The sequence below is a fragment of the Streptomyces sp. NPDC059957 genome (assembly GCF_042730015.1).
In the GTDB taxonomy this organism is placed as follows: Bacteria; Actinomycetota; Actinomycetes; order Streptomycetales; family Streptomycetaceae; genus Streptomyces.
In genome coordinates this window covers 71,677-87,616 of record NZ_JBHWMB010000024.1, presented here as the reverse complement: position 1 = coordinate 87,616, position 15,940 = coordinate 71,677, and the positions used below count along the sequence as shown (strand labels likewise).

14 protein-coding genes are annotated in these 15,940 nt (G+C 73.6%); 8 read left to right on the top strand and 6 right to left on the bottom strand.

Annotated features, from left to right (window positions below; all coding sequences use genetic code 11):
• Positions 1–399 precede the first annotated feature (399 nt).
• The 4 genes from ACFWBW_RS18345 to ACFWBW_RS18330 all read left to right on the top strand — a co-directional run bounded on the left by ACFWBW_RS18345 (position 400) and on the right by ACFWBW_RS18330 (position 6,953).
• Complete coding sequence (locus ACFWBW_RS18345) at positions 400–2,712, top strand: molybdopterin oxidoreductase family protein (RefSeq protein WP_385373609.1); 2,313 nt, start codon at positions 400–402, stop codon at positions 2,710–2,712.
• Positions 2,713–2,785: 73 nt separating this feature from the next.
• Positions 2,786–4,234: a CitMHS family transporter gene (locus ACFWBW_RS18340; protein WP_385373608.1), complete on the top strand. Its 1,449-nt coding sequence runs from the start codon at positions 2,786–2,788 to the stop codon at positions 4,232–4,234.
• A gap of 132 nt (positions 4,235–4,366) precedes the next feature.
• Positions 4,367–5,779, top strand: a complete 1,413-nt coding sequence (locus tag ACFWBW_RS18335; RefSeq protein WP_385373606.1) for an aldehyde dehydrogenase family protein — start codon at positions 4,367–4,369, stop codon at positions 5,777–5,779.
• 94 nt (positions 5,780–5,873) lie between these two features.
• Entirely contained in the window at positions 5,874–6,953 is a 1,080-nt protein-coding gene (locus ACFWBW_RS18330) for a zinc-binding dehydrogenase (protein ID WP_385373604.1), read from the top strand.
• Between the two features lie 52 nt (positions 6,954–7,005).
• Here ACFWBW_RS18330 and ACFWBW_RS18325 read toward each other — a convergent pair whose 3' ends face one another.
• The gene (locus ACFWBW_RS18325) at positions 7,006–7,662 is read right to left on the bottom strand and encodes a TetR/AcrR family transcriptional regulator (RefSeq protein ID WP_385373602.1); all 657 of its coding nucleotides are present in this window, start codon (positions 7,660–7,662) and stop codon (positions 7,006–7,008) included.
• Between the two features lie 74 nt (positions 7,663–7,736).
• On the opposite strand from ACFWBW_RS18325, the gene ACFWBW_RS18320 reads away from it, so the two are divergent.
• The 3 genes from ACFWBW_RS18320 to ACFWBW_RS18310 all read left to right on the top strand — a co-directional run bounded on the left by ACFWBW_RS18320 (position 7,737) and on the right by ACFWBW_RS18310 (position 10,037).
• A complete protein-coding gene (locus tag ACFWBW_RS18320) occupies positions 7,737–8,888 on the top strand; it encodes an acyl-CoA dehydrogenase family protein (protein WP_385373600.1) in 1,152 nt (383 codons plus the stop codon).
• 127 nt (positions 8,889–9,015) lie between these two features.
• Positions 9,016–9,348, top strand: a complete 333-nt coding sequence (locus ACFWBW_RS18315) for a YiaA/YiaB family inner membrane protein (protein WP_385373598.1) — start codon at positions 9,016–9,018, stop codon at positions 9,346–9,348.
• A 38-nt stretch (positions 9,349–9,386) separates the two neighbouring features.
• Positions 9,387–10,037 (top strand): TetR/AcrR family transcriptional regulator, encoded by a 651-nt coding sequence (locus tag ACFWBW_RS18310; RefSeq protein ID WP_385373596.1) that lies wholly within the window; start codon positions 9,387–9,389, stop codon positions 10,035–10,037.
• Between the two features lie 29 nt (positions 10,038–10,066).
• Here the strand turns inward: ACFWBW_RS18310 and ACFWBW_RS18305 are convergent, their stop codons facing one another.
• Positions 10,067–10,528, bottom strand: coding sequence for a MaoC family dehydratase (locus ACFWBW_RS18305; RefSeq protein ID WP_385373594.1), 462 nt, complete (start codon positions 10,526–10,528; stop codon positions 10,067–10,069).
• Between the two features lie 113 nt (positions 10,529–10,641).
• Here ACFWBW_RS18305 and soxR point away from each other — a divergent pair, with 113 nt between their 5' ends.
• The gene (gene soxR / locus ACFWBW_RS18300; protein ID WP_385373592.1) at positions 10,642–11,088 is read left to right on the top strand and encodes a redox-sensitive transcriptional activator SoxR; all 447 of its coding nucleotides are present in this window, start codon (positions 10,642–10,644) and stop codon (positions 11,086–11,088) included.
• On the opposite strand, the gene ACFWBW_RS18295 is transcribed toward soxR, so the two are convergent.
• From ACFWBW_RS18295 to ACFWBW_RS18280, 4 genes are all read right to left on the bottom strand, one after another.
• Positions 11,066–12,142 (bottom strand): 3-keto-5-aminohexanoate cleavage protein, encoded by a 1,077-nt coding sequence (locus tag ACFWBW_RS18295; protein ID WP_385373590.1) that lies wholly within the window; start codon positions 12,140–12,142, stop codon positions 11,066–11,068. The genes soxR and ACFWBW_RS18295 overlap by 23 nt on opposite strands.
• Positions 12,143–12,215: 73 nt before the next feature.
• Complete coding sequence (locus ACFWBW_RS18290) at positions 12,216–12,887, bottom strand: hypothetical protein (protein ID WP_385373588.1); 672 nt, start codon at positions 12,885–12,887, stop codon at positions 12,216–12,218.
• Positions 12,888–13,039: 152 nt separating this feature from the next.
• Complete coding sequence (locus ACFWBW_RS18285) at positions 13,040–14,461, bottom strand: serine-threonine protein kinase (protein ID WP_385373586.1); 1,422 nt, start codon at positions 14,459–14,461, stop codon at positions 13,040–13,042.
• A gap of 67 nt (positions 14,462–14,528) precedes the next feature.
• Positions 14,529–15,821: an exo-beta-N-acetylmuramidase NamZ domain-containing protein gene (locus ACFWBW_RS18280; protein WP_385373584.1), complete on the bottom strand. Its 1,293-nt coding sequence runs from the start codon at positions 15,819–15,821 to the stop codon at positions 14,529–14,531.
• Positions 15,822–15,940: the final 119 nt, after the last annotated feature.

Sequence of the window (15,940 nt, the reverse complement as noted above, 5' to 3'; positions counted from 1 at the left end):
GAGAGCACGCACCGAACGCCGCGAGGGCGCCCTCCGGGCGCACGGCGCTACTTTGCGGACACGCCCTAGGTCCGCGCAGTTCCCGGAGCCGGGCTCCGAGTACGGCCCCGGCCCTGGACCCGGCCCTGGACCCGGCCCCGGCCCCGGCCCCGGCTCCGAGCCCGGCCCTGGCCCCGCCACCGAAGCCCGGCTCCGAGCTCGGCCCCGGCCCTGGCCCGATCCGCCACCCCAACCCGCCTCTCAAGCCAGGCCCCGCCCCCCGCCCCCTCCAGGCGGAGCCGTCCCGGATCCGTGTGGCGCGGACCCTCCCCACCGTGCCTACCGGTCGGTATGCTCGTGCCGCCCGCGCGGGTCCGGCGCCCGTGCCCCGTGTCGCAGCCAGCTGCCCCTGGAGGGCCCATGCCCCGCACCGCCCTGCGCATCTGCCCCCTGTGCGAAGCCACTTGTGGCCTCACGCTCACCATCGAAGGCACCGCCGTCACCGGGGCCCGGGGGGACCGCGACGACGTGTTCAGCCGCGGTTTCATCTGCCCCAAGGGTGCCGCCTTCGGCGGCCTCGACGCCGATCCCGACCGGCTGCGGACCCCCCTCGTACGACGCGACGGCCGACTCGTGGAGGCCACCTGGGAGGAGGCCTACCAGGCCATCGCCGACGCGGTCCCCGCGCTCGTGAGTGCGTACGGTCCCCAGTCCGTCGGCGTCGTCCTCGGCAACCCGAACGTCCACACCATGGCCGGCCAGCTCTACCCTCCCCTGCTCCTCAAGGCGCTCGGCACCCGCAACCTCTTCACGGCCAGCACCCTCGACCAGATGCCCAAACACGTCTCCAGCGGGCTGCTCTTCGGGGATCCCTTCGCCATCCCCGTCCCGGACCTCGACCGCACGGACTTCCTCCTGCTCCTGGGGGCGAACCCGGTCGAGTCCAACGGCTCCCTGTGCACCGCACCCGACTTCCCCGGCCGGCTCAAGGCGCTGCGCGCACGGGGCGGCACCCTCGTCGTCGTCGACCCGCGCCGCACCCGCACCGCCAAGCTCGCCGACCGCCACCTCGCGCCGCGCCCCGGCAGCGACGCGCTGCTGCTCGCCGCCCTGGCCCAGACGCTGCTCGCCGAGGAGCTGGCCGATCCGGGCGTGCTCGCGGAACACACGCAGGGAATCGGGGAACTCGCCGAAGCGCTCGGTAGTTTCACTCCCGAGGCCGTCGCACCCGCCTGCGACCTCACGGCCGAAGAGATCCGCGACCTCGCCCGCGATCTCGCGGCCGCGCCGACCGCCGCCGTCTACGGGCGGATCGGCAGCTGCACCGTCGAGTACGGCACGCTCGCCAGCTGGCTGGTCGACGTGCTGAACGTCCTGACCGGCAATCTCGACCGGCCGGGCGGAGCCCTGTTCCCGCTGTCCGCGACCGACCGCGCACCCCGGCCGGCCGGACCCGGCAAGGGCTTCAGCCTCGGGCGCTGGCACAGCCGGGTCAGCGGTCACCCCGAGGCCAAGGCCGAACTGCCCATGGCCGCGCTGGCGGAGGAGATCGAGACCCCGGGGGACGGGCGGATCCGCGCCCTCGTCTCCATCGCGGCGAACCCCGTGCTGTCCGCCCCCGACGGCCGGCGCCTCGACGCGGCCCTGGCCGGGCTCGACTTCATGGTCAGCATCGATCCCTATCTCAACGAGACCTCACGCCACGCCCACGTGGTCCTGCCTCCCGCGCCGCCCTCCCAGAGCGCCCACTTCGACTTCTCCTTCAACACCTTCGCCATCCGCAACCAGGTCCGCTATTCACCGCCCGCCGTCCCGCTCGAAGACGGGCGCATGGACGAGTGCGAGATCCACGCCCGTCTCGTACTCGCCGTCTCCGGCATGCACGGAACCGACCCGGTCGCCGTGGACGACCTCGCCATCGGGACCACGCTGGCCAGGGAGTGCGCCGACCCGGAATCTCCCCTGCACGGACAGGACCCGGTACGCCTCGCCGGGCTGCTCGCGGGCGACGGCGGCCCCGAGCGCCGCCTCGACATGATGCTCCGGCTCGGCCCCTACGGAGACCGGTTCGGCGCGGCTCCGACCCTGCCCGGAAGCGCCGCTACGGGGACCAGCCCGGGCGCGCCCGACGGCGCGGCGGAACCGGGCACCGCCCCTGCCCCCGCCCCCGGCGGCCTCGGCCTGGAGCAGCTGCGCGCGCACCCGCACGGAATCGACCTGGGCCCGCTGCAGCCCCGGCTCCCGGACCTGCTGAAGACGCGCAGCGGCAGGATCGAGCTCCTGCCGGACCCGATCGCGGCCGAACTCCCCAGGCTGCGCAGGGCGCTCGCCGACAGCCCCGCCGCCCTGGTGCTCGTGGGCCGCCGCCACCTGCGGTCCAACAACAGCTGGTTGCACAACGTTCCGGCCCTTGCCGGAGGTTCCAACCGCTGCACCCTCCAGGTCCACCCGGACGACGCCGCCCGGCTCGGTCTCACCGACGGGCACCCGGCCCGGATCACCGCCGACGGCGGCAGCCTGGAGGTTCCCGTCGAGGTCACCGACACCCTGCGCACCGGAGTCGTGAGCCTCCCGCACGGCTGGGGCCACGACCGCCCCGGCACCCGCCTCTCCGTGGCCGCGGCCGTGCCCGGGGTCAACGTCAACCAGCTCCTCGACGGCAGCCGGCTCGACCCGCTCTCCGGTACGGCCGTGCTCAACGGCTTCCCCGTCCAACTGACACCCATCCCCTGAGCTGGGGTTTTGCTCGTATTGCTCACGCGTTGACGTCTTGTTGGCCCCCAGAGGAGGCACCTAGGTTCCCCCCATGCTGACCTTCCTCGGCTTCGCCATGATCGCGACCTTCCTGGTCCTGATCATGCTGAAGAAAATGTCGCCCATCGCGGCGCTCGTCCTCATCCCCGCGCTCTTCTGCGTGTTCGCCGGACAGGGCGCGCAGCTCGGCGGCTACGTCATCGACGGAGTCGGCAAGCTCGCGCCGACCGCCGCCATGCTCATGTTCGCCATCGTCTACTTCGGCGTGATGATCGACGTCGGCCTCTTCGACCCGATCGTGCGCGGCATCCTGCGCTTCTGCAGGGCCGACCCGATGCGCGTGGTGGTCGGCACCGCCGTCCTCGCCGCCATCGTCTCGCTCGACGGCGACGGCTCGACCACCTTCATGATCACTGTTTCTGCGATGTACCCGCTCTACAAGCGCCTCGGCATGAGCCTGGTGGTGATGACCGGAGTCGCGGCCACCGCCAACGGCGTCATGAACACCCTGCCCTGGGGCGGCCCCACAGCCCGCGCTGCCACCGCGCTCAAGCTCGACGCCGCCGACATCTTCGTACCGATGATCCCCGCGCTCGCCGTGGGCCTGCTCTTCGTCTTCGCCCTGGCCTACGTCCTCGGCCTCAAGGAACGCCGCCGCCTCGGCCTGCTGACCCTCCCCGCCGACACCGAGCGGTCGGCGGAGCCGGCCGGGGAACTCCTGGTCGCGGCCGGCAAGGCCACGACCGCCGCCGGGAGCGCAGGGGGTTCCCAAGCGCCCACCGGTTCCGAGGCGTCCACCCCGCCCACCCCCACCGAGGGCGCCACCCCCACCGGGGACACCACCCCCGGCGAAGAGGGCTTCCAGGGCCTGGACCCGAACCGCCCGACCCTGCGGCCCCGCCTCTACTGGTTCAACGCGAGCCTCACCGTCGCCCTGCTCACCGCCATGATCATGGAACTGCTCCCGATCCCGGTGCTCTTCCTCCTCGGGGCCGCCCTCGCCCTCACCGTCAACTTCCCCCACATGCCGGACCAGAAGGCCCGGATCGCCGCCCACGCCGAGAACGTCCTGAACGTCGCCGGCATGGTCTTCGCCGCCGCCGTCTTCACCGGCGTCCTCACCGGCACCGGCATGGTCAAGCACATGGCCGACTGGCTCGTCGGCGCCATCCCCGAGGGCATGGGCCCGCACATGGCCCTGGTCACCGGCCTGCTCAGCCTGCCCCTCACCTACTTCATGTCCAACGACGGCTTCTACTTCGGCGTCCTGCCGGTCCTCGCCGAGGCCGGCGCCGCCCACGGGGTCTCCCCGCTCGAGATCGCCCGCGCCTCCCTGGTCGGGCAGGCCCTGCACATGTCGAGCCCGCTCGTGCCGGCCGTCTACGTCCTCGTCGGCATGGCCAAGGTCGAGTTCGGCGACCACACCCGGTTCACCGTGAAATGGGCGGCGCTGACCTCCCTGGTGGTCCTGGCGGCAGGGATGCTTTTCGGCATCATCTGATCCCCTCCGCCCCTGGCGCACACAAAACTACCGACGCTAGTTTGTAGGGTGGTGGCGACGTCAGATCCACAGCGCTCCACCGGTCCATCGGTCTACAGGTCCACGCGCTCGCGCGTGCTCGGGAGGATTGCCATGAAGGCCCATGACGGGATGTACATCGGCGGCGAGTGGCGGGCCGCCCTCGGCCAAGGCCGCATCGAGGTCCTCAACCCGGCCGACGAGCAGCCCATCGCCTCGGTTCCGGCCGGCACGGCCGAGGACGTGGACGCGGCCGTACGAGCGGCCCGCGCGGCCTTCCCGGCCTGGGCGGCCACCGCTCCGGCCGAGCGGGCCGCCCTCATCGGGGCCCTGCGCGACGTGCTGGTCGCCCGCAAGTCCGAGATAGCCGAGACGATCACCGCCGAGCTGGGCTCGCCGCTGGGGTTCTCGGAGATGGTCCACGTCGGGGCGCCGATCGCCGTGGCCTCCTCGTACGCCGAGCTCGGGGCCTCGTACGCCTTCGAGGAGCGGATCGGGAACTCGACCGTGCTGCTGGAGCCGGTCGGCGTCGTCGGGGCGATCACCCCCTGGAACTACCCGCTGCACCAGATCGTTGCCAAGGTGGCACCCGCTCTCGCCGCAGGCTGCACCATCGTCCTCAAGCCCGCCGAGGACACCCCGCTGACCGCACAGCTCTTCGCCGAAGCCGTGCACGAGGCGGGGATCCCGGCCGGGGTCTTCAACCTGGTGACCGGCACCGGCGTGGTCGCCGGCCAGGCCCTGGCCGCGCACGAGGAAGTCGACCTCGTCTCCTTCACCGGTTCCACCGCCGTCGGCAAGCAGATCGGTGCCACCGCCGGCGCCGCCGTCAAGCGGGTAGCCCTGGAACTGGGCGGCAAATCGGCCAATGTCATCCTGCCCGGCGCCGACCTCGCCAAGGCCGTCGCCTCGGGCGTGGGCCACGTCATGAACAACTCCGGCCAGAGCTGCAACGCGCTCACCCGCATGCTCGTCCACCGGGACGACTACGAGGAGGCGGTCTCCCTCGCGGCCGCCGCCGCGGCCAAGTACGCCTCCGGTGACCCCCTCGACCCGGGCACCCGCCTCGGCCCGGTCGTCAGCGCCAAACAGCGCGACCGCGTCCGCGGCTTCATCACCCAGGGCGTGGAGGAGGGCGCGCGCCTCGTCGCGGGCGGGCCTGAGGCCCCGCACGAGCAGGGGTACTTCATCGCCCCGACCGTGTTCGCCGACGTCACGCCCGACATGACCATCGCCCGGGAGGAGATCTTCGGCCCGGTGCTGTCGATCCTTCCCTACGGAGACCAGGACGAGGCCCTGGCCATCGCGAACGGCACCGACTACGGGCTGGGCGGGGCGGTCTGGGCGGCGGACGAGGAGACGGCCGTCGCGTTCGCCCGCCTGATGGACACCGGCCAGGTGGACATCAACGGCGGCCGCTTCAACCCGCTCGCGCCCTTCGGCGGGTACAAGAAGTCGGGCGTGGGCCGCGAGCTTGGCCCGCACGGCCTCGCCGAGTTCCTGCAGACCAAGTCCCTGCAGTTCTAGACCCGCAACCGCACAGTCCGGCCCCGCAACCGCACAGCCCGGCCCCGCAACCGCACAGTCCAGCCCCGCAACCGCACACACGGAGACGACGATCATGGTTCGCGCCGCCATCCTGCCCGCCGTCGGAGCCCCCCTGGAGATCCGGGACATCGTGCTGCCCGAGCCCGGCCCCGGCCAGGTCCGGGTGCGGCTCGCCGCCGCCGGGGTCTGCCACTCCGACATCTCCCTCACCAACGGGACCATGAAGGTGCCCGTACCCGCAGTCCTCGGCCACGAGGGCGCGGGCACGGTCCTCGCCGTCGGCGAAGGGGTCACCCACGTCGCGCCCGGCGACGGGGTGGTGCTCAACTGGGCCCCGTCCTGCGGGCAGTGTCACCACTGCACGATCGGCGAGGTCTGGCTCTGCGCCAACGCGCTCGCCGGGATCGGGGCGGTGTACGCCCACGACGCCCAAGGGGTCGAGCTGCACCCCGGGCTGAACGTGGCCGCCTTCGCCGAGGAGACGGTCGTCGCGGCCAACTGCGTCCTGCCCGCCCCCGCGGGGATCCCGCTCGCCGAGGCCGCATTGCTCGGCTGCGCGGTCCTCACCGGCTACGGAGCCGTCCACCACAGCGCCCAGGTCCGCCCCGGCGAGTCGGTGGCCGTCTTCGGAGTCGGCGGCGTGGGTCTGGTCGCCCTTCAGGCGGCCCGGGTCGCGATGGCGGGCCCGATCGTGGCCGTGGACGTCTCCCCGGACAAGGAGGAACTGGCCCGGGCGGCCGGTGCCACGGAGTTCCTGCTCACCTCCGAGAACACGGCCAAGGACATCCGCGCACTCACCGGCGGCCACGGCGTGGACGTGGCCATCGAGTGCGTCGGCCGGGCGCAGAGCATCCGGGGCGCCTGGGGATCCACCCGGCGCGGCGGCCGCACGACGGTCGTCGGTATCGGTGGCAAGGATCAGCAGGTCACCTTCCACGCTCTGGAGATCTTCCACTTCGCCCGCACCCTCACCGGCTGCGTCTACGGCAACAGCGACCCCGCCCGCGACCTCCCGGTGATCGCCGCACACGTCCGCGCGGGCCGCCTCGACCTCGGAGCCCTGGTCACCGACCGGATCACCCTCGACGGCATCCCGGCGGCCTTCGACGCGATGCTGGCGGGCAAGGGCGGCCGCTCGCTGGTGGTCTTCTAGCCGCCTGCCCGTACGGGAGGCCCGCTCGGTGCGGGCCTCCCGTCAGGCGGCGTCAGGCCGTCTCCCGCAGCGCCGCGTACTGGAGGGCCAGGCCGTCCAGCAGCGCCGCCAGGCCCGTCTCGAAGGCGCCCTCGTCCACCTCGCGCTGCCGCTCCGCCAGCAGGTGGGCCTGGCCCAGGTGCGGGTAGTCGGCCGGGTCGTATGCCGTCTCGTCGTCCACGAAACCCCGGGCGAAGGAACTCACGGCCGAGCCGAGGATGAAGTACCGCATCAGCGCCCCGATCCGGGTCGCCTGCGCCGGCGGCCAGCCGGCCGCCGTCATGGCGCCGTACACGGCGTCCGCGACCCGCAGACCGGCCGGCCTGCGGCCCGGGCCGCGCGCCAGCACCGGCACGATGTTCGGATGGTCGGACAGGGCGGCCCGGTAGGAGTGTGCCCAGTCGCGCAGCGCGACCTGCCACTCCCGGCCGTCCTCTGCCTCGAACATCGACAGGTCGACCCGCGCGCTCACCGCGTCCGCGACCGCGTCCAGGATCTCGTCCTTCGTGCGGAAGTGGTTGTACAGAGAAGGCCCGCTGACCCCCAGCGCCGCCGCCAGCCGCCGCGTCGAAACGGCCTCCAGCCCCTCGGCGTCCACCAGTGCACCCGCCGCCTCGACGATGAGCGATCTGCTGAGAAGGGGCTTGCGCGGTCTGGCCATGCGCCACATAGTAAGGCCTGCCAGATTTAAACTAGCAGTGGTAATTAACCCCGTCCGATCCCGTCCCCACCAGGAGGTGCCCGGTGAATCTGGAACTCAGCGAGGAGCAGTCAGCCGTCCGTGATCTCGCCCGCGCGTTCACGGAGCGCGAGATCGCTCCGTACGCCGCCGAGTGGGACCGCGCCGAGAGCGTGGACCGGGCCGTCGTGAAGAAGCTCGGCTCCGTCGGCTTCCTCGGCCTGACCGTCCCCGAGGAGTACGGCGGCTCCGGCGGAGACCACCTCTCCTACGTCCTGGTCACCGAGGAGCTCGGCCGCGGGGACTCCGCCGTGCGCGGCATCGTCTCCGTCTCCCTGGGCCTGGTCGCCAAGACCGTCGCCGCCTGGGGGAGCGAGGAGCAGAAGCGCGCCTGGCTGCCCCGCCTGTGCTCCGGCGAAGCCCTCGGCTGCTTCGGCCTCACCGAGCCCGGAACGGGCTCCGACGCCGCGGCCCTGACCACCCGAGCCCGGCGCGAGGGCGACTCGTACGTGATCAGCGGCAGCAAGATGTTCATCACCAACGGCACCTGGGCCGACGTGGTCCTGCTCTTCGCCCGCACGAACGAGGACCCCGGCCACCGCGGAATCTCCGCCTTCCTCGTGCCCACCGACTCGCCGGGCCTGACCCGCCGCGAGATCCACGGCAAGCTGGGCCTGCGCGGCCAGGCCACCGCCGAACTCTCCCTCGACGGCGTGCGCGTGCCGGCCTCCGCGATGCTCGGCCCCGAGGGGAAGGGCTTCTCCGTCGCCATGTCGGCCCTCGCCAAGGGCCGGATGTCCGTCGCCGCGGGCTGTGTCGGCATCGCCCAGGCCGCGCTGGACGCGGCCGTCTCCTACGCCGCCCAGCGCGAGCAGTTCGGCAAGCCGATCGCCCACCACCAGCTGGTCCAGGAGCTGATCGCCGACATCTCCGTCGACGTGGACGCGGCCCGGCTGCTGACCTGGCGGGTGGCCGATCTGATCGACCGCGGACTGCCCTTCGCCACCGAGTCCTCCACCGCCAAGCTCTTCGCCTCCGAAGCCGCCGTCCGCGCCGCGAGCAACGCCCTGCAGGTGCACGGCGGTTACGGCTACATCGACGAGTACCCGGCCGGCAAGCTCCTGCGCGACGCCCGCGTGATGACCCTGTACGAGGGCACCAGCCAGATCCAGAAACTCCTCATCGGCCGTGCCCGCACCGGGGTTTCGGCTTTCTGAGGCCCTGAAGCTCCTGTGGCCTTGAAGCTTCTGAGCCCCTGAAGCTTCTGAGCCCCCGAAGTTTCTGAGTACGTACGTGAGTACGCGCGCGGATGTGCCGGGGCCCGGCCCGCCCGATGCTGGACCCATGAACGAGACACCGGTCAAGCAGCAGAACACGGGTGCCTACTACGGCCAGGCCGTCGCCTCCTTCGGCGTCGCCATCGGCGCGGTCGCCCTGGGGATCTACAACATGGAGGCCGACGGCTGGGTGCGCGCCTTCCTCGGCATCGCCGTCCTCTACCTCACCACCTCGGCCTTCACCCTCGCCAAGGTGATCCGCGACCGCCAGGAGGTCACCCAGATCGTCACCCGGGTCGACCAGGCCCGGATGGAGAAGATCATGACGAGCTACGACCCCTTCGCCGCCCCGAGCAGCCCACCTCCCAGGATCGCTAAGCGCTTGCTCACCCTCAGGTAAGGTGTTCATTCCTACCGGCCGAAGAGGGTGAGCGAGCGATGGACAGCGTGGAGGAGACCGGCGGCTACCGGCCGTGGTCGGAGGTCACCCCCGACGCCGCGCGGCGGCTGCTCGTCGCCGCAGTGGAGGCCTTCGCCGAGCGCGGGTACCACGCCACCACCACGCGGGACATCGCGGGACGGGCCGGCATGAGCCCGGCCGCGCTCTACATCCACTACAAGACCAAGGAAGAGCTGCTCCACCGGATCAGCCGGATCGGCCACGACAAGGCCCTGGAGATCCTGGACACCGCCGCCGGTGGCCCCGGCAGCGCCGCCGAGCGGCTCGACGCGGCCGTACGGTCCTTCGTGCGCTGGCACGCGGCACACCACACCACCGCGCGCGTGGTCCAGTACGAGCTCGACGCCCTCGCTCCGGAGCACCGCTCCGAGATCGTGGCCCTGCGCCGGCAGAGCGACGCGGCCATCCGCCGCATCCTCGCCGACGGTGTCGCGTCCGGGGAGTTCTTCGTCCCGGACGTCCCCGGCACCACCCTCGCCGTGCTGTCGCTCTGCATCGACGTCGCCCGCTGGTTCAGCGCGGACGGCCGCCGTACGCCCGACGAGGTCGGCGCGCTCTACGCCGGCCTCGTGCTCCGCATGGTGGGCGCGGGCTCCGGCGCGGCCGATGCGCCGGGCACGGCCCGGTAGTGGGTCGCGAGCAGTAGCTGCGCAGTGGCTCAGAAGTAGTAGCGGGACACCGACTCCGCCACGCACACCGGCTTCGCGCCGCCCTCGATCTCGACGGTCACGGTGGCCGACACCTGCACGCCGCCGCCCGCCTCCACGACCTCGGTGATCAGTGCGGTCGCTCGCAGCCGCGACCCGACCGGCACCGGCGCAGGGAAACGCACCTTGTCGAGCCCGTAGTTGATGCCCATCTTCATGCCCTCGACCCGCATGATCTGCGGCACCAGGCTCGGCAGCAGCGACAGCGTGAGGTATCCGTGCGCGATGGTGGAGCCGAAGGGTCCGGACGCCGCCCGCTCCGGGTCCACGTGGATCCACTGGTGGTCCCCGGTGGCGTCCGCGAAGAGGTCGATCCGCTTCTGGTCCACCTCCAGCCACTCGCTCGGGCCGAGCGGTGCGCCGATCCCGGCGGTGAGCTCCTCGGCGGACGTGAAGATCCTCGGCTCGGACATACCCGTACCTCTCCCTGGCGAATAAGCGCTTGCTCAGCATGCTGGGGCCGTCATGGATCTGTCAACGACGTGCCCGGCCCCGAATCCCGGCCCGGCCGATTACCCTCGGCGGTGTGCCGCAGATTCCCGAGAAGGTCCACGAGCTCACCGTCGGCCAGCTGTCCGCCCGCAGCGGCGCGGCCGTCTCCGCGCTGCACTTCTACGAGGCCAAGGGCCTGATCAGCAGCCGCCGCACCTCCGGCAACCAGCGCCGCTACACCCGCGACGCGCTGCGCCGCGTGGCGTTCGTGCGGGCCGCCCAGCGCGTCGGCATCCCCCTGGCCAGCATCCGCGACGCCCTCGCCCAACTCCCCGAAGGGCGCACCCCCAACCGCGAGGACTGGGCCCGGCTCTCCGAGAGCTGGCGTGGCGAGCTCGACCGTCGCATTGCCCAACTCGGTCGCCTGCGCGATCACTTGACCGACTGCATCGGCTGCGGATGCCTCTCCCTGGAGAACTGTGCGCTCTCCAACCCGGACGACGTCTTCGGCGAACGCATCACCGGCTCCCGGCTGTTGTGACCTCCCGCGCGCGGGCGGCCGCCGCGACCAGTTCGGCGTTCGAGCGTGCCGCCCGGCCGTCCGGCAGGTGCAGCACGTCTCCTACGCCGATCCGCGCCCCGGTGCCGTACCGAGCGGCCAGCCGCAGCGCGGGCCAGGCGGCCTCCTCCCGCCCGAACAGCAGCACCGGCACGGGCGGCAGCCGGCGCAGCAGCTCGGCGACCGGACCCGGGTCGGCGGAAGCCAGCTCGACCGCCAGCCGGACCCGCGCGGGCTCCCGTACCGGCCAGGCGAGAAACCGAGCGACCGAGCCGGCACCCCCGCCCACGGCGCCCACCGCAGGCCGGCCCATCGCATCCTCGGCGTCCACCGTCGGCCCGTCCGCCGCGCCCCCTGCATCCCCTGCCGGCCCGCCCTCGGCGACCCCCGCATCCCCTGCCGGCCCGCACACCGCGCCCCCGGCGCCCATGGCCGGCCGGCCCATCGCGTCCTGAGCATCCACCGCCGGCCCGTCCGCCGCGACCTTGACGTCCACCGCCAGCCCGTCCGCCGCGGCCTCGGCGTTCACGGCCAGCCTGCGCAACGCAGCCCCGGCGCCCACCGCCGCTCCGCGCACCGCGACCTCGGCGTCCACCGCCGGCCCGCGCTCCAGCAGCGCCTCGGCCAGCTCCCGCGCTCCCGGCTCCGCGAAACGCACCACCGCCCGGTCGGGCAGTACCGTCCAGCTCCGCACCCGCGCCAGCCGCCCCGCGTGATCCGGCTCGGCCCCCACGCTCACGGCCACGGAGAGCGCCACCCCGTCACCGGGCCCGGGACCGCCCCGGACCCTGCCGCCGGCCCCGAGGCCCGCGTCGCGCAGGGCCTCCAGCAGCGGCCCGACCACCCGGGGGGAGAGGCTCTCGCGCCCGCACGGGGTGCGGGGATGGACCAGCACCTCCCGGGCCCCGGCAGCCACCGCCGCCAGCGCGGCGTCCACCAGGTCCTCGGGGCTCATCGGGACGGCCGAGCCGTCGGCGGCGCTCCGGGAACCGTTCAGCGACACCACCAGGGTCGGCCCCGCCCCCGCCCTGCTCACGCGCCCGCCCTGCTCACGCCGCCACCGATCGCGCCGCCCCCGCTCGCGCCGCCACCGGTCATGTCGCCGTCGCTCACGCCGCCCCCGCCAGATCCGCCGCCTGTAGCGCCGTGTCCGCGAGCGCCGGTCTAGGCACCACGATTCCGCAGCCCGCGCACACCGGCCCGTCCCACGCCCACCCGACGGCCGAAGCCCCGGCGGGCCCGCCACCGGCCCCGCCTGTCCCACCGCCCGTCCCGCCACCCGGCCCGACGGCCGAAGCCCGGGCTGCCGCCCCCGACGGCGCCGGCCAGTGCAACTCCCGCGCCCCGCACACCGGGCACCCCGTCCCCGGCTCCGATTCCAGTGCCTCCACCAGCCGTCTGAGCACCTCGCCCAGCGCCCCCTGCGGCCGCACGCCCGGATCGGCGCACCGCACCACCGCGTCCCCGCTGCCGCTCCACGCCCACTCGGGCCGGCGCAGCCCGTCGTGCTTCTCGCGCCGCCGACGCTCCGCGAACTGCCGTTCGTACTCCAGCCAGACCGCCCGCGCCTCCTCCAGCTCATCCAGCGCGGCCACCAGCCGCGAGGGGTCCGCCGCCCGGTCCTCGGGGCCGATCCCGTGCCGGTCGCACAGGTGCCACCAGGTCGCGCGGTGCCCGTACGGGGCGAACCGCTCCAGGCAGCGCCGCAGCGAATGGCGCCGCAGCGCCCCGTCGTTGCGTGTGTCGCGCACCTGATGGGCCAGACTCCGGAATCCCGCCATCACACCTTCACCTCCGCCGGGCGCCCAGCACCGGGCGCCGTGCCCGACGCGCTGTGTTCGCCACAGGACCGGCGCCGTGTGCCCAACATGCCCGGCCCGGTGCGGGCGCATGCGGGGGCGGTCGAGGCGTACGGGTGGCACGTGGCCGGAACTCAGCGCCCCATGCGCCCCGCGGCCACCACCAGCCGGGCCAGCTCCTCGTGGCAGATGTCGCTGTGCGCCCCCGAGGGGGCTCCGCCGCGCCGGACCACGGAGCCCGCGTCCACGCTCACGCAGCCCGCCGCGGGCAGGCCGTCCCGCAGCGCCGCGTCCAGCGTCAGCCGGGGGGTTCCCGGCACCCCCCGTACGCCGTCGTGCCCGATCGCGCCCCACCGCTCGTCGAAACCCAGCAGACCGGCCGAATCGCCGGCCATCCGGGAGGCCAGCGGGTAGAACACCTTGAGGGAGGAGTCGTAGGGGGAATGGCAGGCCGTCAGCGGTCCGTCGACCCGGCCCTGCAGTCCGCGCAGGGCGCCTGCGCGCCCCCGGTCGTGCGGCAGGCTGTCGGCGAACGCGTAGTGGGAGAAGGCCCCTTGGAGGATGGTCAGGGACTTCACGTTCCGCGCTCCGGACGGCAGCGCGCGCAGCGAGAAGGAGACCACCCGGCCGCCGAAGCTGTGCCCGATGAGGTGCACCCGCAGGGCCGGGCGGCGACCGGCCAGCTCCGCCAGCAGCGGCCCGAGGCCGTGCTCGCCGACCACCCCGGCCCGCGCCTTCATCTGGTAGTACGTGGCCTGGCGCAGCACCTCCTTGGCGCCGTTCCACAGCGTCCGCGCCCCACCGCCGGCCGAGGCCCCACCGCCGGCCGAGGCCCCTCCGTCCGAAAGTCCCCGGGGGGAGTCCGGCCGGTCCCCGGGGAGCGTGGCGCCCGCCTCTGCCAGGGCCTCGGTGAATTCCCGGCACACCCGCAGCACGTCCCCGCTGAGGAAGTCCGGCACCTCGCGCGGGGCGAAGGCCGCCGCCAGATCGTCGCCGGTGCCCACCCCGTCGACCCCGGCCAGCTCCCGTACGAGCGCGCCGAACTCGGTGAAGTCGCCCTCCCGCGTGGGCCGTTCCTCCAGCAGCTCGGCGATCCGGTCCAGCTCCGCCGCCCGGCCCGGCCAGAACGCCCCGAGGGCCCGCCGAGTGGCCGGGTCCAGGGCCGCTCCGTGGCCCGGCTCCCCGCCACCGCCTCCGGCACCGTCCAGAGCGCCCCGGGCCTCGAAGTCGGGTATCGGCTCGTCCGAGAACCGGATCGAGGGCCACACCACCCCCACGTACCCCAGCCGTACCCCGGTCCCCACCAGATTCGCGAAGGGGGCGTAGAACCGGTCGAAGAGCCGGATCGCGGTGGACCGGTCGGAGTTCCATCCGTGGGCGAAGACCAGCAGGTCCGTGGCCTCGATGCCGAAGACCGCCTCCCGCGCGCCCGGGCCCGCGTCGCCCTGCGCGTCGAAGGTCAGCTCCACGTACGGCCGGGCCCCGATCCCCACCGCCGTCCTCGTCGCCGCCGCAGGCACCGCCCCGCCGATGTGCACCATGACGTCCCCCTCCACGCCGTGTCCCTGCCCCGCAGCATCCTGCGGAACGGGCCGCCCGGCCAGCCCCTGCGCACCCACCGGTTCACGGATACAGCAGGTACTCCTCCCGTACCGCCGCGAAGGCGGCCAGCCCCGCTGCCCAGTCACCCGCGACCTCCTCGACGCCCGCCCCGGCGTCGACCATCCGCCGGACCCGGTCCGAGCCCGTGAGCCGGTCGATCCACTGGTCGGAGCGCCACGCGAAGCCGCTCCACGCGCGCCGCGCGGTGACCAGCAGCCCGATCCCGGCCCGTACCGGATCGAAGGCCTCCCGGTCGTGGACGAGCAGCCGGACCCCGCCGCAGGTCCTGCCGGCGTGCTTGGAGAAGGAAGGCGTGAAATAGGCCTCCCGGAACCACACTCCGGGCAGCTCCAGCGCGTTCGCCGCCTCCGCCCACCGCCGGTCCACACCCTCCGCGCCGACCAGCTCGAAGGGGGTGGTGGTACCGCGTCCCTCCGACAGGTTCGTCCCCTCGAACAGACAGGTCCCGGCGTACGCCAGGGCCGTGCCCGGCGTCGGCATGTTCGGGCTCGGCGGCACCCAGGGCAGCCCGGTCTCCTCGAAGAAGGACTCCCGCCGCCACCCCGCCATCCGCACCACCTCCAGCCGCGGGGCGGCGCCGGCCGCCCGCAGGAACTCGCCCGCGAAGAGCCCGGCCAGCTCGCCCGCCGTCATCCCGTGCGCCAGCGCGATCGGCTCCCGGCCCACGAAGCTCGCGTACGGGCGCTGCAGGACGGGCCCGGCCGCCCGCCGGGCGCCGACCGGGTTGGGGCGGTCCAGCACCACCACCGCCTTGCCGGCGAGCGCGGCCGCACGCATGCAGTCGTAGAGGGTCCAGATGTACGTGTAGAAGCGGGCGCCGACGTCCTGGATGTCGAAGACGACGGTGTCGACCCCGGCCGCCGTGAAGACGTCCGCGAGCCGCTGCCCGCTCTTGTCGTACGTGTCGTACACGGGCAGCCCGGTCGCAGGATCCCGCCCGGCCCCCTCCGAACCGCCCGCCTGGGCCGTACCCCGGAAGCCGTGCTCGGGTCCGAACACCGCGACCAGGTTCACGCCCGCGTCCGCGTGCAGTACGTCGACCAGGTGGCGGGCGTCCGCGGTGATCCCCGTCGGGTTGGTGACCACCCCGACCCGCTGCCCGGCCAGTACGGCGTACCCGTCCGCGGCGAGCCGCTCGAACCCGGTCCGCACCCGCCCGGCGGCCACGCCCGGCGACGGCATCGCCGCAGCTCCCGTCCCCGCAGCTCCCGTCCCGGGGACTCCCGCCCCCAGGGCGCCCGCGGCCCCCGCCGCTCCGGCCAGACCCAGCAACCCGCGTCGCGACAGCGTCATCGCGCCAAAGTAGGGCTCCGCACTCTTCCACCCGGACATACCGACTGGTTAGTCTGCCGGTGTTCCGGCAGGCGGCGCAGCGCCACAGGGCGCCGAGGCACCCAAGGCACCACCACACG

What these genes read in the sequence shown, in the direction of transcription:
- ACFWBW_RS18325 (WP_385373602.1), bottom strand. Translation starts at nt 7,662, where the DNA reads ATGTGGCGCATGGCCAGACCGCGCAAGCCCCTTCTCAGCAGATCGCTC.
- ACFWBW_RS18315 (WP_385373598.1), top strand. Translation starts at nt 9,016, where the DNA reads ATGAACGAGACACCGGTCAAGCAGCAGAACACGGGTGCCTACTACGGC.
- ACFWBW_RS18290 (WP_385373588.1), bottom strand. Translation starts at nt 12,887, where the DNA reads ATGGCGGGATTCCGGAGTCTGGCCCATCAGGTGCGCGACACACGCAAC.
- ACFWBW_RS18340 (WP_385373608.1), top strand. Translation starts at nt 2,786, where the DNA reads ATGCTGACCTTCCTCGGCTTCGCCATGATCGCGACCTTCCTGGTCCTG.
- ACFWBW_RS18310 (WP_385373596.1), top strand. Translation starts at nt 9,387, where the DNA reads ATGGACAGCGTGGAGGAGACCGGCGGCTACCGGCCGTGGTCGGAGGTC.
- ACFWBW_RS18280 (WP_385373584.1), bottom strand. Translation starts at nt 15,821, where the DNA reads ATGACGCTGTCGCGACGCGGGTTGCTGGGTCTGGCCGGAGCGGCGGGG.
- ACFWBW_RS18305 (WP_385373594.1), bottom strand. Translation starts at nt 10,528, where the DNA reads ATGTCCGAGCCGAGGATCTTCACGTCCGCCGAGGAGCTCACCGCCGGG.
- ACFWBW_RS18335 (WP_385373606.1), top strand. Translation starts at nt 4,367, where the DNA reads ATGAAGGCCCATGACGGGATGTACATCGGCGGCGAGTGGCGGGCCGCC.
- ACFWBW_RS18345 (WP_385373609.1), top strand. Translation starts at nt 400, where the DNA reads ATGCCCCGCACCGCCCTGCGCATCTGCCCCCTGTGCGAAGCCACTTGT.
- ACFWBW_RS18330 (WP_385373604.1), top strand. Translation starts at nt 5,874, where the DNA reads ATGGTTCGCGCCGCCATCCTGCCCGCCGTCGGAGCCCCCCTGGAGATC.